Below are 23,897 nucleotides of genomic sequence, written 5' to 3'. Positions count from 1 at the left end.
TTGTCCACGTCGTGGGTCGTGGGGTCGTCCGACGCGGGCTGCCGCGCCGTGCTGCCGTTGCAGCCGCGGAGCTGCACCCGGGTGGCGCGGTGGCCGCCCGCGTCGGACGACGTGGTGAGCCATGCCTCGACGCGCCCGCCCGCCGTCGCCTGCCACGTGGCGCCGGGGCCGGGTGCCGGGGCGAGGACGGGGACCGCGGCCGGTATCGCGGGGACCGCCCCTCCCTTCGGGCGCCGGAGTTCAGGGGGATCTCCCCACAACTCGCGGGAAGGGGAGGCCTCTTCCCGGTCCCACCGGGTCCCGGACTTTGAACTCTCCGATGACAAAGTATGGACATGTCAAACGGAAGTCATCTAACTTGACGGCGCAAGTACAGCACCACCGCAGCAGACCGGAGCGAAATCCGGCACGGTCCGGCCCCCGACTCGTGGAGGACCATTGCGCAACCTTCTGTTCCCACGCGCTCGAAGACACCTCATCCCCCTGTTGTTCGCGGGAACCCTGGCCGCGGGGCTGTGCTCCGCGCCGCCGGCCGCCGCCGCTCCCGCGGGCATCCCGCCCCAGGAACCCGGGGTCACCCTGCGCGTGTTCGACGTGCAGACGCCGCTGAGCAAGCTGTGCACCCTGAAACCGGGTCAGACTCCCAACCGCGACAAGCTGATGCCGACGGTCGACTGGTCCACGGAGGCCGACTTCGGCGGGCTGTCCGACCACTTCGTCACCGAGGCGTCGGGCCACCTGAACGTTCCGAGCGACGGCTCGTACGTGTTCCGCCTGACCAGTGACGACGGCTCACGGCTGGCGATCGACGGCGACACGGTGATCGATCACGACGGGCTCCACGGTGCCGAGCCGAAGGACGGCACGGTCCATCTCACCGCCGGGGCGCACCCGTTGCGCATCGACCACTTCGAGCGCGACGGCGGGCAGCAGCTGCAGCTGGGCTGGAAGCCGCCGGGCGCGAGCGACTTCACCGTCGTGCCCCGGGAGGTGCTGAGCACCGACGCCGGGGTCGTCCGGGTCACGGCACCGGGCCGCAAGGAGTGCGAGGCGGGCGGCGACTCCCCCGGCGACGGCCTCCCGCTCACCGGTGTACGCCCCGACCTGAACCTCACCGATCTGCGCCCGGACGGCTTCGAGCCGCAGGTCAGCGGCATGGACTGGCTGCCCGACGGGCGTCTGGCGATCAGCACGTGGGGCGGCACGGACAACGTTGCCGGAGAGGTGTACCTGCTCGACAACGTCACCGGTGCCACCAGCCGCGACAAGGTCACCGTCACGAAGGTGGCGAGCGGGCTGCGTGAGCCCATGGGGATCAAGTACGTCGACGGAGCCCTGTACGTCTCGCAGAAGCACGAGCTGACACGGCTCGTCGACCGCGACGGCGACGAGGTCACCGACGAGTACCGGACGGTCGCGACCTGGCCGTACGGCGGCAACTTCCACGAGTTCGCCTTCGGGCTGCTCTACCGGAACGGCCATTTCTACGTGAACCTCTCCGTCGCCATCGACCTCGGCGGCGCGACCACCGTGCCGCAGCCGGCGCCGGGCCGCGGGGCCACGTACAAGGTCAGCAAGAAGACGGGGAGGATCAGCCCGGTCGCGGGAGGGCTGCGGACGCCCAACGGCATCGGCTGGGGGCCCGGCGGCAGCATCTTCGCCACCGACAACCAGGGCGGATGGCTTCCCTCCTCGAAGCTCGTCCAGATCAAGCAGGACCGCTTCTTCAACCACTACACCGAGCCCGCCGGCCCCTTCGACGACTCCCCCGTCACCGAGCCGGTGCTGTGGCTGCCGCAGAACGAGATCGCCAACTCCCCCTCCACCCCCCTGTACCTGAAGAAGGGACCGTTCGCCGGTCAGATGCTGCTGGGCGACGTCACCTACGGCGGCCTGCAGCGCGCCTACCTGGAGAAGGTGAAGGGCCAGTACCAGGGCGCCGTCTTCCGCCACACCCAGGGGCTCGAGGCCGGCATCAACCGGGTGACCCAGGGGCCCGACGGCGCGATCTACGTCGGCGGACTGGGGGCCGACGGCAACTGGGGCCAGGAGGGCAAGCTCAGGTTCGGTCTGCAGAAGCTGACACCGAACGGCCGGAACACGTTCGACGTCAAGACCATGCGTGCCGTGCCCGGCGGCTTCGACCTGACCTACACCCAGCCGGTGTCCGACGCCACCGCCGAGCAGTTGGCGGCCCACTACCGCGCGGAGCAGTGGCGCTACACGCCGACCGCGGACTACGGCGGCCCGAAGATCGCCGAGGAGCAGTTGTCGGTGCGCTCGGCGACGCTCTCGAAGGACCGGCGCACCGTCAGGCTGCGGCTGGACGACCTCAAGCCGGGCCGTGTCGTGCACATCCGCTCCCCGCGTCCCTTCACGTCGGACTCCGGTGAGCAGCTGTGGAACACCGAGGCCTGGTACACCCTCAACCGGATCCCCGGCAGGCAGCCGGCTCCCGCGACCCGGTACGAGGCCGAGGAGGCGCGCCTGACGGGCACGGCCGGTGTCGACACCGACCACACCGGCTACTCCGGCAGCGGCTTCGTGGACCGGTACGCCACCGAGGGCAGGGCCGGCACGACGTTCGACGTGACGGTCCCGAAGTCGGGCGCCTACGACGTGGGGCTGCGCTATTCCAACGGGCCGGACCCGTTCCGGGGCACCAAGTCCCTGTCCCTGTACGTCAACGGGAAGAAGCTGCGGCAGACGCAGCTCCCGCCCACCGACGACTGGGACTCCTGGTCGACGCGGACCGAGCGGCTGGCGCTGCGCGCCGGGAGCAACACGGTCTCCTACCGGTTCGACACGGGCGACACCGGTCATGTCAATCTCGACATGCTCAGTGTCCATCCGCACGGAGCTCAGGTCCCGCTCTTCGACGGTACGGCCGCCTCGCAGGCGCAGTGGCAGCACACGGACGGCAGGAGCCTGCGATGGCCGCTGAGCGACGAGAAGTCGATGGAGGTGTGCTGCGGCGACGTCCGCAGCAAGGACGCGTACCAGGACTTCAGACTGCACGTGGAGTTCCGGGTCCCGCTGCTTCCCCCCGATGTCACCGGACAGGACCGCGGGAACAGCGGCATCTTCCTCCAGGACCGCTACGAGCTCCAGATCCTCGACTCCTACGGTGACACCACGCCCGACACCAACGAGGCAGGGGCGTTCTATCTGAAGCGGGCGCCCGACACCAACGCGGCGACGGCGCCGGAGACCTGGCAGACCTACGACATCGACTTCCGCGCGGCCCGCTTCGACGACAGCGGCCGCAAGACCGCCGATGCCCGGGTCACGGTGGTGTGGAACGGGCAGAAGGTCCACGACGGCATCGCCCTGGACGGGCCGACCGCCTCGGGCCGGTCCGAGACTCCTGCCGCGGGAGCGATCCGGCTGCAGGACCACGGGAACAAGGTGAGGTTCCGCGACATCCGGATCACTCCCCTGCCGTGATTCTCCCCGTCGTGCCGGGCGGCCCCGCGGCCGCCCGGCACGGCCGTCACACGTCCGGCTTTCCGGCCGTTTCGGCCGGGCCGGGTCCGCCGGGCACGGGGATGTGGGCGGCGCGGCGGCGGAGGGCGTCCTCGTCCGTCAGCGCGTCGTAGGTGAGCAGCCTCGGCAGCGCGACGGCGAGCAGACCCACCGAGGCCACGCAGGCGAGGCCTCCGGTCCAGAAGGCGGGACGGGTGCCGGTCCAGCCGGCCATCGCGCCCGCCCTGACCTGTCCGAGCTGCGGGCCGACGCTGTACGACAGCACCTCGATGCCCGCGAGCCGGCCGCGCAGCTCATCGGGGATGGTCTGGTTCCAGATGGTCGAGCGACCCAGCCCGCTCAGCATGTCGCCGGCCCCGGCCAGTGCCAGACAGACCAGCACCAGCCAGACGTTCGACAACCAACCTGCCGCCGCGATGGCCAGGCCCCAGCCGGTCGCGCCGCACACCACCAGGAGTCCGTGCCGGCGTACCCGGGAGACCCAGCCGCTGGTCAGGCTCACCACCACCGAGCCGACGGAACCCGCCGCGTACATCAGCCCCAGTGACCAGTCGGCGTCCAGTTCGTCGGCGAGGAACGGGAAGATCGTGTTCGGAAAGGCGAAGAACATCGCCGCCATGTCCACCGCGTACGTGCCGAGGAGCACCGGCCGTGACCAGGCGTACCGTGCCCCTTCGGCGATGCCCCTCAGCGACGGCTTGCCGGCGTTCTCGGCCGCCGGCATGGGCGCGAGCCGCAGGCACAGCAGGATCGAGACGGCGAAGCCGGCCGCCGTCGTCGCGTAGGCCGGGGCGTTGCCCGCGTACGCCACGACCAGACCGGCCAGGGCCGGTCCGGCGATGGCGCCGATCTGCCAGCGCAGCGCGTTCAGGGCGGCCGCCGCCGGGAGCTGGTCGTGCGGCACGATCCGGGCCATCAGCGAGTCCAGCGCGGGCCGTTGGAGCCCCGCCAGGGCCGCCACCCCGGCCGCGACCACGTACAGCGGCCACAGCATCGGCTCCGGCAGCGTCGCGTTGACCAGGAGGACGACCGCGAGCACACCCAGTCCGGCCTCGGTGAGCAGGATGACCCTGCGCCGGTCCACGGCGTCGGCGAGTGCGCCGCCGTACAGCCCGAAGATCACCAGGGGCACCAGTTCGACCGCACCCATGGCGCCCACGGCGAGGGGTGATCCGGTCAGCTCCTTGATCTGGAGCGGCAGGGCGACCAGTGCCATGAAGCTGCCGAAGGTCGTGACCAGCCCCTGTACCCACAGGAGGCGGAAGTCTCGGGAGGACCGCCAGGGCGAGAGGTCGGGCAGGACGGCGGAGAGTCCGGAGGTCACATCCCGCTCCGCGCCGCCGGTTCGGAGAAGGACACGGTGGCCGCGACGAGCAGTCGCGGGCGGCGGGTTGAGCGCATGGTCGAACTCCACGGTTCCGGATGAGGGAGGCGCCGGCCCACCCACGCCCGGAGCCCGGGATGCCGTCGGGGAGTGTGTGCACCGCACCAGCAGCAAGGGTTTAGGTAAGCCTTGCCTTTGCGTTGAGCACAGTAAGCGAACGGTCCCGGCTGCCGCAATCGACCGTTCGGGACACCCGATGCAGCGACCGGGACGCGGGTGCCGCAGCAGTGCGGGCCCAAAGGGCGTTCGGGGTGCGGTTCAGGAAGCGCGGAAGATACCCGCGTCGAGTCCCGCCGTCCGCCGGGAAGCCGCACCGGACGCGCTCGCCGACCCGTACCCCACCTCGAGGGGCGACCGTTTCCCCTTCCCAGCCCCGCGCCAGGAGGGCGATCGCGCGCCGGGCACGGACCGGGGCGACCCAGCGCACGAGCTCGTACCGGTCTCCGCGACGAACGCCCGGCTGACCGTGCGCGTACTCACGCCGGGTTCCGCCGCCCGGTCGGCGAGGGCCCTCCGGTCGCCCGGCGCGACGGTCACCGCGTCGGCTGTCGGGCGCAGCAGGACCGGGACGGGCCGGTTCCCGGGACGAGGCCGGACGCGGGCTGCTGCTGGTCAGGGCCGTGTCGGAGCATGAGGGGTGCGCCGCGTACGGGACGGCCCGACCGTACGGACCGCGCTGCGCACGCCCCGGTCCTGAGCCCGTCGCCGGTCCGTCCGGCCGGCTGTCGCCGCCGAACCCGTGTTCTGACATCATGAGCCAAACGGAACTCCGCTCCGGAACAAGGGTACGGAACCACGTTCCGTACGACAGGTCCGGCAGTGGAGGGAGCGGCTCGGTGAGCGACACCGGCAGCAGTGGCGGTGACGGCGGTGGCAGGAACACGGGACGCGCGGGCCGGCCCAAGCGGACGGACGCCCGGCGCAACGAGAAGACCCTGCTCGACGCGGCGGCCACCGTCTTCGTCACGTCGGGCGTGGACGCACCGGTGCGCGACATCGCGGCCGAGGCCGGTGTCGGGGTGGGCACGTTCTACCGCCACTTCCCGACCCGGGCGGATCTGATCATCGCCGTCTACCGGCACCAGGTCGAGGCCTGCGCCGAGGCCGGTCCGGCCCTGCTGGAGAGCAGTGCGACGCCGCACGCGGCGCTGCGGGAGTGGATCGGTCTCTTCGTCGACTTCCTGGTCACCAAGCATGGGCTCGCCGGTGTCCTGCAGCCCGACAGCACCGGCTTCGAGACGCTGCATTCCTACTTCCTCGACCGGCTCGTGCCCGTGTGCGCCGAACTCCTCGCCGCCGCGGCCGCGTCCGGGGAGATCCGCAGCGACGTGGAGGCCTACGCGCTCATGCGCGGCGTCGGGAACCTCTGTATCGGCGCGGACAGCGATCCCCGCTACGACGCACGCCGGCTGGTCGGCCTCCTCGTCACCGGACTGCGTCAGCCGCACTGAGGCCTGCGGGCGCCCTCTTCCGCCGCTCCGTCCGCGCGCCGGACCGGCCGGCGAGCCGGACGGCGTCGCGGCGTGCCCCGGATCGTCGGGACGTCGCGGCCGAAGGCGTCCGGGACTCAGGAAGGCCGGTCGTGGTGGGCGCGCTGCGGGACGGTGCCGTGGTCATCTCCCTTCCGGCCAGCCGGTGTAGGCCTCGGCGAGGTAGGTCGAGCCCGCGGTCGAGTCGGTCACCGCGGCCAGTTCGCCCTCCTGGCGCCGTACGTCGAACGGGGTGGCCTCCGGCAGGGTGTGCAGCATGGTGGTCATCCAGTACGAGAAGTGCTGGGCCTTCCAGACCCGGCCGAGCGCGCGCTCGCTGTACGTCTCCAGCGGGGCGGTGTCGCCGCTCGCGACGGCTCGCTCGAGCTCCTCGGCCAGGACCCGTACATCGGCGAGAGCCAGGTTGAGACCCTTGGCGCCGGTCGGCGGCACCGTGTGCGCGGCGTCACCGGCGAGCACGAGCCGTCCGTGGTGCATCGGCTCCTGGACGAAACTGCGGAACGGGAGCACGGTCCTGGAGATGATCGGCCCCTCCTTGAGCGTGTGCCCGTTGGCCCCTACACGGGACTGGAGTTCCTCCCATATCCGGTCGTCGGACCAGGCGGCGGCGTCCTCCGCGGGGTCGCACTGGAAGTACATCCGCTGGAGGGTCTCGGTGCGCCGGCTGATCAGTGCGAAGCCGCGAGGCGAATGGTTGTAGATCAGTTCCGGAGCGCTGGGCGGCGCCTCGGCGAGGATGCCGAACCAGGCGAACGGATACTCGCGGAAGTACTGCGTGCGCCGGGCCTCGGGCACCTCGCGGCGGCACAGGCCGCGCGACCCGTCGGCGCCCACCAGGAAGTCGGCGCGTATCTCGTGGGCGGTGCCGTCGGCATCGGTGAAGCGCATGGCCGGGGCGCTGGAGGTGAGGCCGTCGACCGACACGTCGGTGACGCCGAACCGGACGTCGCCCCCGTCGCGCTCGCGGGCGTCGGCGAGGTCGATGAAGACGTCCGTCTGGGGGTAGAGCTGGGTCGAGGCGCCGACCAGGCTCTGGAAGTCGATCCGGTGGGCGCCCCCGCCGAAGGCCAGTTCCATCCCGTCGTGGCGGTAGCCGTCGCGGTGCACCCGGTCACCGACGCCGGTTCCGGTCAGCAGGTCGACGGAGCCCTGCTCGAGGATCCCGGCGCGGTGGGTCTCCTCGATCTCGCGACGGCTGCGCAGGTCGACCGCGACGGAGTCGATCCCGGCACGGGCGAGCAGGTGGGAGAGCATGAGCCCGGCGGGACCGGCACCGACGATGCCGATCTGCGTACGGCTGTGGACGCGCGAGGATGACATGGCCGCCATTCTGCGTCCGTCCGGGCCACCCGGCCAGGAACCGCTTCCGTCCAGTGGAAACGGATCGGCCGCGGTTCCGGCCCATAATGGCCGGCCGAAGACGATCCGTGTTTTCCACGGCTGATCGAGTGAGGCGATGAGGCACATGTGGCCACGAGTCGGCGGTATGCGCGCACTGGAACTCGGCACTCCCGACGGGCTGCGCGACGAGCTGAACGCTCTCGTCCTGGCCGGCCGGAAGACCGCCACGACCGGCCTGCTGGCCGAATACGTCGAGGAGACCGAAGGGCTGGAGTTTCCCGGTGAGCGGCTGGCCCTCCTGGACAACGACGGCCGTGCCGTCGCCACGGTCGAGATCACCGGCGTGGAAACGACGTCCTTCACGGAGGTCACCTGGGAACACGCTGCCGCCGAGGGCGAGGGCGACGCCTCCCTGGAGGACTGGCGGGCCGGCCACCGCCGCTTCTGGCAGCGCGAGGGCACCCCGGTCGAGAACGACACCCCCCTCGTGTGCCTCACCTTCCGCGTGGTGCGGGCCGGCTGACGCACCTGGCGATCCCTCACCTCTTCTCCCCCCTCTCCCCGGCAACACCGCCGTCCCTCCTTCTTGGACGGTGTGGCGCGCGAGAACTCGGCGGTCCGGCTGCGCGCCGGTGACGTGTGTGCACGTCGTGCAGGATCTGCGCCGATACCGCGAGCGGCTCATGAACTGTGCGGTACGCCCCACACGGTTTGCCGGAGCGTCACAGCAAAGCATTACCCCCTCAAACCGGATCATCACCGCACATGTCCGGGCCCCTCGGGTGACGTGCGCGACACGGTCCGACGGTCGCACCAGCATCCGGAGCAGCGGATTCACCCCGTCGTCGGCTTTGGGATCATCACCGGCCTCCCCTCCTACCGGCGTCCCGTTTCCCGGGCCTCTTGGCAGCCGCGAACGCATCTGCCGTGCAGGGTCGCGTGACAGCGACGCTTGTGAAGAAAGGTGAACTCCATGGTCCTCGGAATGCTGCGACGCCGGCGCTCCCACGGCGCCGTGCCGTCCCTCCCCCTGCCCCTGCCGCCGGGCGCGGGGGTGTTCGGCTGCGAGGTCGTCGACACGCTGGCGCAGCCGCTGGGAGGAGCCGAGGTCACGGTGACCGGGCTGAGCAGCCACCGGGGAGCGGCCCGCGGCACCACCGACCCGTACGGCTACTTCATGGCGGCCCTGCCCCCGGGCACCTACAGCGTGAGGACGGCTTCGGAGAGCCTGTCACCGGTCCGTGAGACCATCGAGACAGCCGCAGGCGTGGTGCTTCCTCCGCAGCGCGTCGTGCTCGAGCCCGCGCGTCAGCTGGAGCTCCCGCCGTCCGGCACCTGGCTGTTCGGACCCGCCGCACACCGCGATCCGGTTCATCGCCAAGCATGTGGGCATGGCCCATGTGCACGGCCGCTTCACGCGGTTCGAGGGCGGCATCCGGGTCGCGCAGAACATGGCCGACTCCCAGGTGCAGGTGCGCATCGACGCGTCCAGCATCACCACGGGCAACCAGACGCGCGACAACCATCTGCGGTCCGCGGACTTCCTCGACGTGGAGAACTACCCGTACATCGATTTCACCAGTACCCGGTTCGCCTATCGCGGCGGCTCCCGGTGGGCCGTGCACGGCACCCTCACCATGCACGGCACCAGCCGCTCCGTGGGTCTCGGCACCGAGTACCTCGGCACCGTGAACGGCGGCTACGAGCAGGAACTGCGCTGCGCCGCTCTCGCGAAGGCCGAACTGCGCCGCGAGGACTTCACCCTCAACTGGCGTTCGATGCTCGCCCGCGGCATCGCCGTGGTGGGTCCCACCGTCCAGCTGGAGCTCGACGTGCAGGCCATGGACCGGACCCACGACACACCGACACCGCCTGAGTGAGGACGCCGCCGTCACGCCGGGCGGCAGGGGCGGGTCGGCGGGCGTCGGGCGGTGGTCGGCTCAGGAGAGTTCCACGAGGAGGTCGCCGCCCTCCACCTGCTGGATGCGGTTGATGGCCAGCCGGGTCACCGTGCCGGTCTTCGGGGCGGTGATCGAGGCCTCCATCTTCATCGCCTCGATGGTGGCCACCGTGGCCCCTGCCGCCACCTCGTCGCCCTCGGCGACCGCGAGGGTCACCACTCCGGCGAACGGCGCCGCGACATGGCCGGGGTCGTTCCGGTCGGCTTTCTCGGTGACCGGGACGTCGGAGGCGGCGGCCCGGTCGCGGACCTGGATCGGCCTCATCTGGCCGTTCAGGGTGGACATCACGGTGCGCATGCCGCGCTCGTCGGCGTCGCCCACGGCCTGGAGTTCGATGAGCAGCCGCACCCCGGGGTCGAGGTCGACGGTGTACTCCTTGTCGGGGCGCAGCCCGTAGAAGAAGGCCTTGCTGTCCAGGACGCTGGTGTCGCCGAAGGTCTGCCGGTGCGCCTCGAACTCGCGGGCCGGACCGGCGAACAGCAGCCGGTTGAGCGTGGCGCGGCGGTCCTTCGCCAGCCCGGCGCGGTCGTCGGCGGTCAGTTGCTGCACGGGCTTGGCGTCGGCCCGGCCGCGCAGTGCCTTGGTCCGGAACGGTTCGGGCCAGCCGCCGGGCGGGGTGCCGAGTTCCCCGCGCAGGAAACCGATGACGGAGTCGGGGATGTCGAACCGGTCGGGGTCCTGCTCGAAGTCCTCGGGGGACACCCCGGCGCCCACCAGGTGCAGGGCCAGGTCGCCGACCACCTTCGAGGACGGGGTGACCTTGACGAGTCGGCCGAGGATCCGGTCCGCGGCGGCGTACATCGCCTCGATGTCCTCGAAACGGTCGCCGAGGCCGAGGGCGACGGCCTGGGTACGCAGGTTGGAGAGCTGCCCGCCGGGGATCTCGTGGTGGTAGACGCGGCCGGTGGGAGAGGCGAGGCCCGCTTCGAAGGGTGCGTAGACCTTGCGGACGCTCTCCCAGTACGGCTCCAGGTCTCCGACGGCCTGGAGGTCGAGGCCGGTGGGGCGCTCGGAGTGGTCGGTCGCCGCGACGATCGCCGACAGGCTGGGCTGCGAGGTGGTGCCCGCCATGGACGCCACCGCTCCGTCGACCGCGTCCGCACCGGCCTGGATCGCGGCGAGGTAGGTGGCGAGCTGCCCGCCGGAGGTGTCATGGGTGTGCAGGTGGACCGGCAGGTCGAACTCCCGGCGCAGGGCGGACACCAGAGTGGCCGCCGCGGGCGCCCTCAGCAGGCCGGCCATGTCCTTGACGGCCAGGACGTGCGCACCGGCGTCCACGATCTGCTCGGCCAGACGCAGGTAGTAGTCCAGGGTGTAGAGCCGCTCGGACGGGTCGGACAGGTCGGAGGTGTAGCACAGGGCGACCTCCGCGACGGCCGTCCCGGTCTCCCGTACGGCGTCGATGGCGGGCCGCATCTGGGCGACGTCGTTCAGCGCGTCGAAGATGCGGAAGACGTCGATGCCGGTGGCCGCCGCCTCCTCGACGAAGGCGTCGGTCACCTCGGTCGGGTACGGCGTGTAGCCCACGGTGTTGCGGCCCCGCAGCAGCATCTGCAGGCAGATGTTGGGAACGGCTTCCCGCAGGGCGGCCAGGCGTTCCCACGGGTCCTCGGCGAGGAAGCGCAGGGCGACGTCGTAGGTGGCGCCGCCCCAGCACTCCAGGGAGAGGAGCTCGGGCAGGGTGCGCGCCACCACGGGGGCGACGGCGAGCAGGTCCTTGGTGCGGACCCGGGTGGCGAGCAGCGACTGGTGGGCGTCGCGGAAGGTGGTGTCGGTGACGCCGATGGTGGGTGAGGCGCGCAGTCGGCTCGCGAACCCCTCGGGGCCGAGTTCCGCGAGCAGTTGCCGGGACCCGGGCGCCGGCTCGGCCGCGGTGGGCCGGGGCAGCTTGGTCGTCGGGTCGGTCAGTGCGGGGCGCTCGCCGTGCGGCTTGTTCACCGTGACGTCGGCGAGGTAGGTCAGCAGCTTCGTGCCGCGGTCGGCGGAGTGGCGCGCGGTGAGCAGGTGCGGGCGCTGCTCGATGAACGACGTGGTGACCTGTCCGGCCCGGAACTGCGGGTCGTCGAGCACGGCCTGGAGGAAGGGGATGTTGGTGGAGACGCCGCGGATGCGGAACTCGGCCACGGCGCGCCGGGCCCGGCCCACGGCGGTGGCGAAGTCCCTTCCTCGGCAGGTCAGTTTGACCAGCATGGAGTCGAAGTGTGCGCTGATCTCCGTACCGGCGTGGGTGGTGCCGCCGTCCAGCCGGATGCCGGAGCCGCCGGGCGAGCGGTAGGCGCTGATCCGGCCGGTGTCGGGGCGGAAGCCGTTGGCCGGGTCCTCGGTGGTGATGCGGCACTGCAGCGCGGCGCCGCGCAGGGTGATGTTCTCCTGGGCGAGTCCGAGGTCGGCGAGTGTCTCACCGGCGGCGATGCGCAGCTGGGCCTGGACGAGGTCGACGTCGGTGACCTCCTCGGTCACCGTGTGCTCGACCTGGATGCGGGGGTTCATCTCGATGAAGACGTGGTTCCCGTCGCGGTCGACGAGGAATTCCACGGTTCCGGCATTGCGGTATCCGATCTGGCGGGCGAAGCGCACGGCGTCGGCGCAGATGCGGTCCCGCAGCCCGGGGTCGAGGTTCGGCGCGGGCGCGAGTTCGATCACCTTCTGGTGGCGGCGCTGCACCGAACAGTCGCGCTCGAACAGGTGAATGACGTTGCCCTGGCCGTCGGCGAGGATCTGCACCTCGATGTGGCGGGGATCGACGACGGCCCGCTCCAGGAAGACCGTGGGGTCGCCGAACGCGGACGCGGCCTCCCGCGAGGCCGCCTCGATGGATTCCCGCAGCTGGGCGGGGTCCCCGACCCGCCGCATCCCGCGCCCGCCGCCGCCGGCGACCGCCTTGACGAACACGGGGAAGCCGATGTCGTCGGCGGCGCGGACCAGCGCTTCCACGTCGGTGGAGGGTTCCGAGGAGCCCAGCACCGGCACGTCCGCCGCGCGGGCCGCGGCGACGGCGCGCGCCTTGTTCCCGGTCAGCTCCAGGATGCGGGCACCCGGTCCGACGAAGGTGATGCCCGCCTCTTCGCACGCCAGGGCCAGCTCGGGATTCTCCGACAGGAATCCGTAGCCCGGGTAGACGGCGTCGGCGCCCGCCCGGCGTGCCGCGCCGACGATCTCCTCGACCGAGAGATAGGCGCGCACGGGGTGCCCGGCCTGGCCGATCTGGTACGCCTCGTCCGCCTTGAGCCGGTGGAGCGAGTTGCGGTCCTCGTGCGGGAAGACCGCGACCGTTCGGGCGCCCAGCTCGTAGCCTGCGCGGAACGCCCGAATCGCGATCTCGCCGCGGTTGGCTACCAGCACCTTGCGGAACATGTTGATCCCTTCAGCCTGCCGGTGACGAAGACCATCGTGTCGGTGACAGGCCGGGTACGCCATGTGAGCCGGGCCACTCGTCCGGTGCGGGGCGGGGGCGTTCGGTTCCGTGGGTGCCTCTCCCGCCTCGCGCCCTCGGGACCGGTGTCGGGGGTGGGGGCATCCTCCTCGGGCCCGTACGGCCGGCCTCCTCCTCCGGGACACCGAAGCGGCCCGGGTCGTCGAACTCGACCGGGCCGGCTCGCGACTCGCCGGCCCCTCGCCGGTACGGGGACGGAGGTGCCGCGGCAGACCGTGGCCGCTGCCGGACAGGGGCGCCCGGATGCTCGCCCACCCGCCGTACCGCTTCCTCGGCCCCCGGGTCACCGCCGAGGGCGTCGGCCGTGATCGTCGCGCCCGCACCGCCCCGGCCGTCACCGCGGACGTCTGTCTTCAGGACGGCACCGCGCACTCCCGCGGTCCCGCCTCGCCCCCGCCGCCCACCCCGGCCGTCCGCACCGGGGAGAACCGCGTCTGCCCGCCGGCCGGGCACCGTACCGACCTGCCGGTGACGGCGGGGACACCGGTGGGCGGACGCGTCGTCGTCGGCGCGTCCGCGGGCGGTCCCGGGCACGGTGCCGACCGCCGGTACCCCGCACGGGTACGGGGTACCGGGTGTGGTGGCGGATCACGTCCCGCGTGGTCGGAGCCGGCCGGTGGTGCGAGGCTGGGGTGGAGAGGTGTCCGCGGACGGGAGGCCGGGAGGGAATCCGATGGGACGCGATGTCCCGGCGCTGGTGTTCACCCGTGAGGACCGCCGCCGGTACCGGATCAAGATGCAGGAGTGCCTCGACACGTTCGCGCAGATGCTGCGGGAGGCACGCTTCGAGGCCGAGCGGCCCCAGGTCGGGCTGGAGATCGAGCTGAACCTGGTCGACGACCGGGCGGAGCCCGCGATGCGCAACAGCGACGCGCTCGAAGCGATCGCGGACCCCGCCTGGTCCACGGAACTGGGCCGGTTCAACCTCGAGGTCAATGTTCCGCCGCGCCGGCTGACGGCGGGCGGCCCCGACTCGTGGGAGTCCGAGATCCGTGCCGCGCTGAACCACGCCGAGGACCGCGCCAAGTCGGTCGGCACGCATCTGATCATGACCGGGATCCTGCCGACGCTGCGGCAGGAGGACGTGGGTGAGTCGGCGCTGTCGGAGAACCCGCGCTACCGGCTGCTGAACGACCAGATCTTCGCGGCCCGGGGCGAGGACCTGCACATCGAGGTCGACGGCGTCGACCGGCTGCGCACCTACGCGGACACGATCACTCCCGAGGCCGCCTGCACCAGCACCCAGTTCCACCTCCAGGTGTTCCCGGAGCAGTTCGCCGACTACTGGAACGCGGCACAGTCGATCGCCGGGGTCCAGATCGCCCTGGCCGCCAACTCTCCGTTCCTGTTCGGCAAGGAACTGTGGCACGAGACCCGCGTCCCGCTGTTCGAACAGGCCACCGACACCCGCCCGCAGGAGATCAAGGTGCAGGGGGTGCGGCCCCGGGTGTGGTTCGGAGAGCGGTGGATCAACAGTGTCTTCGATCTTTTCGAGGAGAACCTGCGGTACTTCCCGGCGCTGCTCCCGCTGTGCGACGAAGAGAACCCCGCCGAGACGCTGGACCGGGGCGACGTCCCCGAGCTGGGCGAACTGACCCTGCACAACGGCACCATCTACCGCTGGAACCGCCCGGTCTACGCCATCGCGCACGACAAGCCGCACGTGCGGGTGGAGAACCGGGTGCTGCCGGCCGGCCCCACCGTCGCCGACACCCTGGCCAACGGCGCCTTCTACTACGGGCTCACCCGTGCCCTGGTGGAGGAGGAACGGCCGGTGTGGTCCCGGATGTCCTTCTCGGCCGCCGAGGAGAACCTGCACACGGCGGCACGGCACGGCATCGAGGCCCGGCTGTACTGGCCCGGAATGGGAGAGGTGCCGGTGCCCGAGCTGGTGCTGCGACGCCTGCTGCCCCTGGCGCACCGCGGGCTGGAACTCTCCGGGATGGACGAGGCCTGGCGGGAGCCACTGCTCGGCATCATCGAGCAGCGCTGCGTCACCGGACGCAACGGGGCGGTGTGGCAGAAGGAGATGTTCCACCACATCGACGCCACCGCCCACTGCGGCCGCCATGAGGCCCTGCGCCGGATGACGCAGCAGTACATCGACTACATGCACCTCAACGCCCCGGTGCACACCTGGCCCGTCGACTGACGCGGACGACTGCCGGGGCGTTGCCGCTCCTGTCCCCCACATCCCGCTCGCCGCCCCCGCCCGGCGCCGCCGCGGTCGAGGCGTGGACGGACGACGTGGCGCGGCCCCTCCTCCTTCCGGAGGCCGACGAGGTCACCCTGCACTGCCGCAGTCGCTGCGCCGGTCCGGGGCCCGGGACTCCACGGGCGGTCGGGCGGTCGGGCGGTCGGGCGGTCGGGCGGTCGGGCGGTCGGGCGGTCGGGCGGTCGGGCGGTCGGGCGGTCGGGCGGTCGGGCGGTCGGCTGAACCGTACCGGAGGCGGTGGCGCCTCCGCCGGCCGGCCGTCACGACGGCCGGTCCGCACGAACGGCAGTCGTACCGGTCAGCCGTCGGTGGTCCGGCCGAGGACCCCGGACACCTCTCTGCGCATCACGTCGCCGATCTCCGGGGGGAGCGAACCGAGGGCCGTGGTGTCCAGGACCCGCAGTGTCTCGTCCGTACCGGCCGCGCAGTCCGCGCTCCCGCCGGTCACCTCGTAGCCGTCACGGACCGCGACGCGGACCCTGCGTCCTCCGTCCTCCTGCGCGTGCACGGCTGTGGCGACGACGAGGGGCGGCGGTCCGCCCACTTCGGCGGGCGCCTTGTGGTATCCGCTGGTTGTCGGGGCGCGCCAGCGCAGGCTGAGGAGCAGGTGGCGCTTGGCCACCACCTCGGCCAGGTCGGTCTCGAAGGTGCCGTCCCGGTCCAGCACGGTGGCGCGTGTGTCCAGGACGAGCGCTGCCGGCAGCAGACATCGCAGGGTGCTGCCCACGATGTTGCCGCCGACCGTCGCCGTCCGGCGCACCGCCCCGGTGCCCACGGTGGAGGCCGCGCCGCGCATGACCTCCGGCACCCGGTCGTCGATGCGGTGCAGCAGAACGGCGGCACCCAGTGCCTCGCGCCCGATCACGTTGGCCTCCGGCAGGCTGCGCAGGGACATCGCCTGCTCGGGGAAGCCGTCCCGCTGCCAGAGCGCCCACACGAGGGTGGCTCCGCCGATGGGCACCGCTCCCTCGGCCATGCAGTTCTGTGCTTCGGTCAGGGATGTGGGCAGACGCAAGAGCACGGCGGTCGACCTGCTTTCCTGGGCTTCGGCCGACGGAACCGGCCATTCCGCTGCATGATCATGGACACTGCATTCTCCGCACGGGCGAGGGGGCGTGTACAGGGCTCACACGAACCCCGTGGGAGCCTGTCGTACGCCCCGGAGGGCCGGCGTCCGGCCCTCCGGGAACTTCGCCAAGGCCCTCGCCCGTGAGGGACCTCGGCGCGTCAGAGCAGTCGGCGGATGTCCCCGCGGACCCGGTAGAAGCCACCGGCCGCCGGGTGCAGGGCGTCCACGACATAGCGGGCCCCGGGCTCCCGTATCGCACGCGGGAACTGCACGTTCCACGACGAGTCGTACCCCTCGGACACCACGTGCACGCGCAGGCGGCCGGAGTCCTGAACGCACTGGACGACGATCGCCCCGGTCGGGGCCTGGGCCACCGCGCTCACCGCGCTCGCCGTCGTGGCCGGCGCGTAGGTCGGCAGTGCCTCGGCGAGCTTGACGTCCCGCGCGACCGGCACCGTGCCCTGCTGGGCGGCGGAGACGGCCGCCTCGCTCGCGTCGACACAGACCAGCGAACCGTCGGTGGTGACCAGGTACAGCCGCTCGTTGCGGTACTGCATCGACAGGGCGGAGCCGCCGCCCGTGCCGAGCTTCCACAGCCTGGTGCCGTCCTGGTCGAAGCAGTAGACGGACGACGCCGCGTCACCGGCGAACACGAACCGGCCGCCGGGCGAGGTGGCGCACGAGTACACGGCACTGTCGCAGGCGTAGGTGGCCTCGATGGTCCCGCTCTCCTTCGACAGCCGCTGCACCACGCGGTGCGCCGTGCCCGCGTACACGGTGTCGTCCTCCTGCCAGCCGAACAGCACGCCGCCGCGGGTGGGCGTGTGCCACAACTCTCCGCCCCCGTCGGGCGCGTAGGCGGTGACGCCCTGGTGATGACCGTGGTAGACGGCCCGGTCGTCGGCACGCACCATCCAGGCGTGGTCGCCCTGGCTGCGGCGGGACCACTGGTGCTCGTCCTCGTGGTCGATGACGGTGAGCTTGCCGTCGCGGTCCGAGACGTCCAGTACGCCCTCGTGGATGTCCAGCCAGAAGATGTCGACGTCCGCGGCGATGTCGTACGCCGCGAACGGCAGCTTGGAGGACAGGTCGTAGACCTTGCCGTCGTCACAGCCCGCGTAGATCCAGAAGTCGTCGGCCACCAGGCACTTCACGCCGTCCGGCAGGTTGAAGCGGGCCAGTACCCGGCCGTCGTGGTCCAGGGTGTAGACGTCGCCCGCCTGGTTGCCGACCCAGCAGTGCTCGTCGTCGACATGGATGCCGAACGCCGCGGAGCCGGTGCCGAACCGCCACAGCACGGGGGCCACCGCGCGCGCGGTGGAGGGGGCGGACGCCACCTGACGCCGGGTCACCGCACGCGGCGCGCGCTGCCCGGGAACGGCGGGGGCGTACCCCTTGCGGACCTTCTCCCCGACCTTCTTCGCGGCGGCGGCCCGCGCCTTGTCCGCCGAGGGGAAGGTGGTGATCTGGGTCTGCCCCGAGGCACCGATCCGTCCGTAGCGAACGGTCACCACCGGGCCGTCGACGGCCACCTCGTAGAACTTGTGTGCGGCGCCGTCATCCTGTGACAGCTCCAGATACGTCGTCGACACCGACCCGCCAGACATGACAGAACCCTCCCCGAAGCGGGCCCCCGGCCGTTCCGGCAGGTCCCACTGATCGAACCGTAGGCGACGCCACTGACAACGGGGCCGCCGGTGATCAGCACGCGGAAGCAACCTGTCCCGGTTCCGGCGAGTCCCCTGTATCGCCTGCCCCTGCACCGCCGCGCGTCCCCGGCTTCGGGCACACCACGAGCGATCGACGAACGGACCCATGAACACCGCGACCCTGCTGGACGTCCTGCTGGACACCGCCCGCAACTCCCCCGACCAGCTGATCGTCCACGTCAGGGGCGACGGCGGCGAAACGGCCGTCACCTTCCGGGAGCTCGTGGCCGAGTCGCTGCGCGTCGCGGCCGGTCTCCGTGCCGCGGGCGTCGCGCCGGGCACCTGCGTTCCGCTGCTCGCGGAGCACAGCGCCGACTTCCAGCCCATCTTCTGGGGCGCGCTCGCGGCCGGTCTGGTGCCCGTGCCGCTGGCGCCGGACGTACGGCGGGTCCTGCCGGTGTGGGAGCACCTGGGCCGTCCCCCGGTCGTGGTGGACGCGGCCTGTGTGCCGGTGGCCGCCGAACTCCCGGGCGGTGCCCGGGCCCTGCGCACGGAGGTGCTGCGGGAGGGTCCGCCCCTGGACTCCCCCGCCGCACCGGAGCCGGACGGACTGGCCTTCCTGCAGTTCTCGTCCGGCAGCACCGGGGCGCCCAAGGGCGTGGAGCTGACCCACGCGGCCGTGCCGGCGAACCTGCGGCAGCTGACGGAGGCCTCCGCCCTCACGGAGCACGACGTGGTGGTCAGCTGGATGCCCTACTTCCACGACATGGGGCTCATCGGCACACATCTGGCGCCGCTGGCCGCGCGGGCCAGGCAGGTGAAGATCGGTCCCCTGGCGTTCGCGAAGAACCCCCGGCTCTGGTTCGACGTGGCCGCCGCGCACCGGGCCACCGTCCTCTCGGCCGCCAACTTCGCGCTGGCGCTGACCCTTCGCCGGGTTCCCGAGGAGGTGTTCGCCGGGCTGGACCTGAGCTCGGCCCGGCTGATCACGGTGGGGGCCGAACCGATATCGGCGGCGGTGTGGCGGGACTTCGCCGCCAGGACCCGGGCGTCGGGGCTGGACCCGCGGGCGGCGACGCCCGTGTACGGCCTGGCCGAGGCGACGCTTGCCGTGGCGTTCCCGCCGCTGGGAGAGGTGGCCGTGCCGGTGGCCGTGGAGCGGTCCGCGCTCGGCCGGGGCCGCGTGGTGGAGCGGGAACCCGGTGGTGACGACACCGGGTTGGTGGAGCTGATGGACGTCGGGGTGCCGGTCGCGGGCTGCTCGGTGCGGATCACCGACGACGCGGGCCGACCCCTGGGCGACCGGAGGGTGGGGTACGTCGAGGTGAGCGGTCCGCAGGTCGCCCGCGGTTACCACGGCCTGCCGGACGCGACGGCGCGGTCCTTCACCGACGGCTGGCTGCGCACCGGCGACCTGGGTTTCCTGCGGGACGGCCGACTGTGTGTCAGCGGCCGCTTCAAGGATGTCCTGTTCGTCAACGGCCGTACGTTCCATGCCCCGGACCTGGAGGAGGTGGCGTCCGGCACGCCGGGGGTGCCGGCCGGTACGACGGTGGTGGTCGGGTCGACCGATCCGGTGACCGGTGGGGAGCGGGTGGTGGTGTTCGTCGCCTGGGCGCGACCGCCGCGCACCGCGTCCGGGGTGCTGGACCGGGTTGCCCGGCGGGTCCGTGCGGCGCTGGGCCACGACGACGTACGGGTGTTCGCGCTGCCGCCGTCCGCGTTCCCCCGGACGACGAGCGGCAAGGTCCAGCGGCAGCGGATGCGGTCCCGGTTCGAGGCGGACGGATACCGGCCGTCGGCCCGTTCCGGGGCGGTGGCCGGCCCGGGGACAGTGGCGGCGGCGGGTGGCCCGGTGAAACGGTCTCGGCGGCCGTCGGCATCCGGGGGCCGGGGCGCGGTGCCACGTTCGCGTGGGGACGTGCGGCGCGTGGTGCGGGATGTGTGGGCCGCGGTCCTGGGGGTGCCCGGGGCGTCGTTCGGGGACCGGGAACGGTTCGCCGAGCTCGGCGGCACCTCGCTCCGGGCCATGGAGGCGCTCGCCGCGCTGGAACGTTCCCTCGGTGTCCCGCTGGGGCCGGCGGTTATGCGCAACGACACGGTCGCCACGCTCACCGACCATCTCATGGACGTCGTCGAGGCGGACGACGCGGGGGCGGACAGCACCTCGAGGGACGGCGCGGGCACGGACCGGCAGGAGGGCGCGTCCGCCGCGGGCCGGGCGTTCGCGACCGCCGTGGTGGGCATGGCCTGCCGGTTCCCCGGGGCCGACACGCCGGAGGAGTTCTGGGACCTGCTGACCACCGGCCGCGACACCGTGTCCGCGGTGCCCCCGGGCCGCTGGAACACGAAGGGCCGGGCCGCGGACGGTTCCGAAGGGCCCGGGGCGGCAGGACGCTGGGGAGCCTTCCTGGACGACCCCGCCGCCTTCGACGCCGGTCACTTCGGTATCGGCGACGAGGAGGCGCGCGCTGGACCCGCAGGCGCGCGTCTTCCTCGAGCTCGCCCACGAGGCACTCGAACGCGCCGGGTAGGCCGGGCCCCGTCGCCGGGTCCTGCGGGCCGGAGTCTTCGCAGCCGTCGGCGACAGCGGCTACCGGCAGCTCCTGGCCGACGCGAACACCGCCGGCACGCCGCCGGCCGCGTCGGCCCTGACCGGCAACCTTCCCCATCTGGTCGCCGCGCGACTGGCCCACTGCCTCGATCTGGACGGCCCGGCGCTCGCCGGGGACACCGCGTGTTCCTCGGGCCTGGTGGCGCTGCATCTGGCCCGGCGCAGTCTCGCGGACGGCGAGTGCGACATCGCGGTCGTCGGCGGGGTCGACCTGCATCTCACCGCGACGGCCCACCAGGGCCTGGAGCCGGCGCAGGCCCTTTCGCCGACCGGGCGCAGCCGTGCCTTCGGCGCGTCGGCCGACGGGTTCGTGCCCGGTGAGGGCGGCGCGGTTCTCGTCCTGCGGCGGCTCGACGAGGCCCGGCGGGACGGTGACGAGGTGCTGGCCGTGGTACGCGGTCTCCCTGTTCCACTTGCTGCTCGCCGCGTATGTGCGCTGTCTGGCACGGTGGTCGGGGCGCCCGGACGTGGCGGTCAACGTGGCCAGGGCGCGTCGCGAGGACCGCTTCGAGGACGTGGAGCGGCTGGTCGGCCCACTCGCCGACGCCCTCCCCCTGCTCTGTGGGACGGCGGACGGCGAGTCGGTTCCCGCCCTGGCGGAGCGGTGGCGCGGGATCTGGCTGCGGAGCGAGCGGCACGCCGGGCTGAGCAGTCTGGACCTGGCCGCGCTGCTCCCCGGCGCGCGTCCCGGTGCCGGCACTGGTGCTGGTGCCGGTTTCGGCAGCCGCACAGTGACTCCCGCGGGCTTCAGCTTCGCCCGCTTCCCCGCGGAACCGGCCGCCGGCTGTCCGGTGGAGGTACGGGCCACCGCCGCCGGCACCGGGTCGGCGGCGACCCGGCTGAGTCTGCTGTGCTGGGCGGACGGGCCGCAGCTACGGCTGTCGTGGAACTATCCGGAGCCGTTGTTCCGGAGGGCCACCGTGGCGCGTCTGGACCGGGAGCTTCGCGCCGAACTGACCGCGCTGTGCACACCGCGGTCGTCGCCGCCGTCGCCGGACACCGGACGCGCACTCGTCGTGCCGTCCCCGTCCGTGCGGGACGACGGAAGCGTCCCGCTGGTCGCGCGGCTGCTCGACCGGTTCCGGACGGCACCCGGCGCGATCGCCGTGGACGCCGTCGATGACGCGGACGCCGTGGACGCGGCGGATGCGTCGCTCACGTACGGGGCACTCGACCGCGCCTCCGCTCGGCTCGCCGCGCGCCTGTACGCCCGCGGCGTACGCCCCGGTGATCTGGTGGGACTCCTCACCGAGCCGGGCGCCGACACCGTCGTCGGTGTCGTGGGCATCCTGCGCGCCGGGGCCGGCTGGGTCCCGCTCGATCCGGAGCACCCCACCGCGCGGCTGGCCGACCAGCTGGCACGCACCGGCGCGACCACCGTGGTGTGCCACACCCCCACCCGGCACACCGTCGACGCTCTGGCGGCCGTACGGGCGGTGCCCGTCATCGACGACAGCCTGCCGGACACGGGCACGGGCACGGGCACGGGCACGGAAGCCGACTTCGACGTGACCGCACCTGCGACGGCGGCCCCCTCGCCTCGCCGTCCGACGCCGAGCAAATCGCGTACGTCATCTTCACCTCCGGGTCCACGGGACGCCCGAAGGCGGTGCCGATCACCCACCGGGCGATGGAGAACTACCTCGACTGGGCCGTCACCGCCTTCGGCTACGGTCCCGACGACCGCGTCGCCCTGCTTCGACGCCTCGGTACGTCAGTTGCTCGCACCGCTCCTGGTCGGCGGCACCGTCGTGACCGTGCCACGTGGCCTGTTGCGGGATCCCGAACTGCTGCTCACGCGGGTGGAGCGGGCACGGGTCAGTGTGTGGAGCTCGGTGCCGACGCTCTGGGAGCAGTTGCTGTCGGCCGCCGAGGAAAGGGCCCGAAGCGGGGCAGGCGTACCGGATCTGACGGCACTGCGGTGGGTGCATGTCGGCGGTGAGGCACTGCCCGTGGACCATGTGCGCCGCTGGTTCGACCTGTTCGGGAACGGTGCGCGGATCGCCAACCTGTACGGACCCACCGAGACGACCGTCAACGCCACCTGCCAGGTCCCCGACGCCCGTCCCGGCGACGAGGTGCGGCAGGTACCGGTCGGACGCCCCGTGGCCGGTACGGACCTGGAAGTGGTCCGCGCCGACGGAACATGGACGCCGCCCTGATCGGCTACTTGCCCGCGCCGGGACATCTTGCGCGCCTGGCGGGTCTGCCCGCGTCGGCGCTGCCCCGGGCCGAGGTACGCGCTCTGCTGTTCCCCGAGGGTGTCCCGCGCCTGGTGGAGACCGTGGACACACCGCTGGGCCGGTCGGGCTTCTTCTCCCTCCCGTTCTTCGCCGACGAACTCGCGGCGGACACCGGACTGGTGGAGTACACCGCCCGCGCGGTGTCACTCGCCGCTTCCAGGGGTGCGCGATGCGTGTCCCTGGCGGGGATGATTCCGTCGCTCACCGGATACGGCTTCGACGTGCTGCGGTCCGGGCGCCATCCGGCGGCCGTGACGACGGGCCACGCGGCGACGGTCGTGTCCGTGGTGAAAACGGTGCACGCGGCGCTGGAGGCCACCGGCCGGGACCTCTCGGATCTCGATGTGGCGTTCGCCGGTCTGGGTTCGATCGGCGCCTCCTCACTGGAACTGCTGCTGTCCTAGGCCGCCCGGCCTCCCCGGCGACTGCTCCTGTGCGATGTGCGGGGCAGCGGACCGCGGCTGAACGCCCTGGGACGGCGGCTGCGGAAGCGGGGGCTGGTCGGTGCGGCCGGATTCGAGGTCGTGGAGTCGGAGCGGGTGCTGCCGGACGCGGTCCACGGCGCGGACCTTCTGGTGACGGCGGTGAGCGCCGCCGCCGCGGTGCTCGACGTCGACCGGCTCCGGCCCGGGGCCGTCGTGGTCGACGACTCCTTCCCGCACTGCTTCGACACCGGGCGGGCTCTGACCCGCATGCGGGAGCGGAAGGACGTACTGGTGCTGGGGGGCGGGCTGCTGCACGTCGGCCCCACCGACCGGGAGGTCGCCGGGGACCTGCCGGACGCGGCGGCGGCCGGCTGTCTCGCGCAGCCCTGGATCGAGGAGACCCTGGCCTCCTGCCGGTCGGAGTCCCTGCTGCACGCCGCCGGTCACGGACTGCCGCTGGTGCACGGCCTGGTGGACGCCGGGGTGGCTCTGGCCTACTGGGACGCGGTGGAACGGGCCGGGGTGTCGGCCGCCCCGCTGCACCTGCTCGGCCACACCTTCGATGCCGGTTCCACGGGTGGGGTGAC

Annotated in this window: 11 protein-coding genes and 4 pseudogenes; 9 read left to right on the top strand and 6 right to left on the bottom strand. The window is 72.5% G+C overall.

Features of this window, described 5'->3' with window-relative positions:
- Positions 1-438 precede the first annotated feature (438 nt).
- Positions 439-3,447, top strand: a complete 3,009-nt coding sequence (locus TU30_RS27955) for a family 16 glycoside hydrolase (protein WP_042175131.1) — start codon at positions 439-441, stop codon at positions 3,445-3,447.
- A gap of 46 nt (positions 3,448-3,493) precedes the next feature.
- On the opposite strand, the gene TU30_RS27950 is transcribed toward TU30_RS27955, so the two are convergent.
- Positions 3,494-4,810 carry an MFS transporter gene (locus TU30_RS27950; RefSeq protein WP_042175128.1) on the bottom strand — a complete coding sequence of 439 codons (1,317 nt, stop codon included), beginning with the start codon at positions 4,808-4,810 and terminating at the stop codon, positions 3,494-3,496.
- 896 nt (positions 4,811-5,706) lie between these two features.
- On the opposite strand from TU30_RS27950, the gene TU30_RS27945 reads away from it, so the two are divergent.
- Positions 5,707-6,321: a TetR/AcrR family transcriptional regulator gene (locus TU30_RS27945; RefSeq protein WP_042175125.1), complete on the top strand. Its 615-nt coding sequence runs from the start codon at positions 5,707-5,709 to the stop codon at positions 6,319-6,321.
- 162 nt (positions 6,322-6,483) lie between these two features.
- Here TU30_RS27945 and TU30_RS27940 read toward each other — a convergent pair whose 3' ends face one another.
- A complete protein-coding gene (locus tag TU30_RS27940) occupies positions 6,484-7,680 on the bottom strand; it encodes a 4-hydroxybenzoate 3-monooxygenase (protein ID WP_042175167.1) in 1,197 nt (398 codons plus the stop codon).
- A gap of 166 nt (positions 7,681-7,846) precedes the next feature.
- On the opposite strand from TU30_RS27940, the gene TU30_RS27935 reads away from it, so the two are divergent.
- Both TU30_RS27935 and TU30_RS27930 read left to right on the top strand, forming a co-directional pair.
- Complete coding sequence (locus TU30_RS27935; protein WP_199816904.1) at positions 7,847-8,224, top strand: ASCH domain-containing protein; 378 nt, start codon at positions 7,847-7,849, stop codon at positions 8,222-8,224.
- A 450-nt stretch (positions 8,225-8,674) separates the two neighbouring features.
- Positions 8,675-9,581: pseudogene (locus TU30_RS27930) on the top strand (YceI family protein).
- A 60-nt stretch (positions 9,582-9,641) separates the two neighbouring features.
- Here TU30_RS27930 and TU30_RS27925 read toward each other — a convergent pair.
- A complete protein-coding gene (locus TU30_RS27925; protein ID WP_042175119.1) occupies positions 9,642-13,016 on the bottom strand; it encodes a pyruvate carboxylase in 3,375 nt (1,124 codons plus the stop codon).
- A gap of 752 nt (positions 13,017-13,768) precedes the next feature.
- On the opposite strand from TU30_RS27925, the gene TU30_RS27920 reads away from it, so the two are divergent.
- Positions 13,769-15,247, top strand: coding sequence for a glutamate-cysteine ligase family protein (locus TU30_RS27920; protein ID WP_042175112.1), 1,479 nt, complete (start codon positions 13,769-13,771; stop codon positions 15,245-15,247).
- Positions 15,248-15,608: 361 nt separating this feature from the next.
- Here the strand turns inward: TU30_RS27920 and TU30_RS27915 are convergent, their stop codons facing one another.
- Both TU30_RS27915 and TU30_RS27910 read right to left on the bottom strand, forming a co-directional pair.
- Positions 15,609-16,331, bottom strand: a complete 723-nt coding sequence (locus TU30_RS27915; RefSeq protein WP_042175109.1) for an FAD binding domain-containing protein — start codon at positions 16,329-16,331, stop codon at positions 15,609-15,611.
- 206 nt (positions 16,332-16,537) lie between these two features.
- Positions 16,538-17,986 (bottom strand): WGR domain-containing protein, encoded by a 1,449-nt coding sequence (locus tag TU30_RS27910; protein ID WP_042175107.1) that lies wholly within the window; start codon positions 17,984-17,986, stop codon positions 16,538-16,540.
- A 208-nt stretch (positions 17,987-18,194) separates the two neighbouring features.
- Here TU30_RS27910 and TU30_RS38435 point away from each other — a divergent pair.
- The 4 genes and pseudogenes from TU30_RS38435 to TU30_RS38420 all read left to right on the top strand — a co-directional run.
- Positions 18,195-21,051, top strand: a pseudogene (locus tag TU30_RS38435) (beta-ketoacyl synthase N-terminal-like domain-containing protein); the annotation flags it as partial.
- Positions 20,960-22,045: pseudogene (locus TU30_RS38430) on the top strand (AMP-binding protein); the annotation flags it as partial. The pseudogenes TU30_RS38435 and TU30_RS38430, both read left to right, overlap by 92 nt.
- Positions 22,027-22,804, top strand: a pseudogene (locus TU30_RS38425) (AMP-binding protein). The pseudogenes TU30_RS38430 and TU30_RS38425, both read left to right, overlap by 19 nt.
- Positions 22,789-23,289, top strand: a complete 501-nt coding sequence (locus tag TU30_RS38420; RefSeq protein ID WP_052479944.1) for a hypothetical protein — start codon at positions 22,789-22,791, stop codon at positions 23,287-23,289. The pseudogene TU30_RS38425 and the gene TU30_RS38420 overlap by 16 nt, the downstream one beginning before the upstream one ends.
- Here the strand turns inward: TU30_RS38420 and TU30_RS38415 are convergent.
- Complete coding sequence (locus TU30_RS38415; protein ID WP_052479943.1) at positions 23,266-23,865, bottom strand: hypothetical protein; 600 nt, start codon at positions 23,863-23,865, stop codon at positions 23,266-23,268. The genes TU30_RS38420 and TU30_RS38415 overlap by 24 nt on opposite strands.
- Positions 23,866-23,897 lie beyond the last annotated feature (32 nt).

The sequence above is a fragment of the Streptomyces sp. NBRC 110035 genome, from assembly GCF_000829695.1.
Classification (GTDB): domain Bacteria; phylum Actinomycetota; class Actinomycetes; order Streptomycetales; family Streptomycetaceae; genus Streptomyces.
The sequence above is the reverse complement of the archived record's forward strand: the minus strand, read 5'-3'. Positions and strand labels throughout refer to the sequence as shown.

What these genes read in the sequence shown, in the direction of transcription:
- TU30_RS27940 (WP_042175167.1), bottom strand. Translation starts at nt 7,680, where the DNA reads ATGTCATCCTCGCGCGTCCACAGCCGTACGCAGATCGGCATCGTCGGT.
- TU30_RS27935 (WP_199816904.1), top strand. Translation starts at nt 7,847, where the DNA reads ATGCGCGCACTGGAACTCGGCACTCCCGACGGGCTGCGCGACGAGCTG.
- TU30_RS27925 (WP_042175119.1), bottom strand. Translation starts at nt 13,016, where the DNA reads ATGTTCCGCAAGGTGCTGGTAGCCAACCGCGGCGAGATCGCGATTCGG.
- TU30_RS27920 (WP_042175112.1), top strand. Translation starts at nt 13,769, where the DNA reads ATGGGACGCGATGTCCCGGCGCTGGTGTTCACCCGTGAGGACCGCCGC.
- TU30_RS27910 (WP_042175107.1), bottom strand. Translation starts at nt 17,986, where the DNA reads ATGTCTGGCGGGTCGGTGTCGACGACGTATCTGGAGCTGTCACAGGAT.
- TU30_RS38420 (WP_052479944.1), top strand. Translation starts at nt 22,789, where the DNA reads ATGGACGCCGCCCTGATCGGCTACTTGCCCGCGCCGGGACATCTTGCG.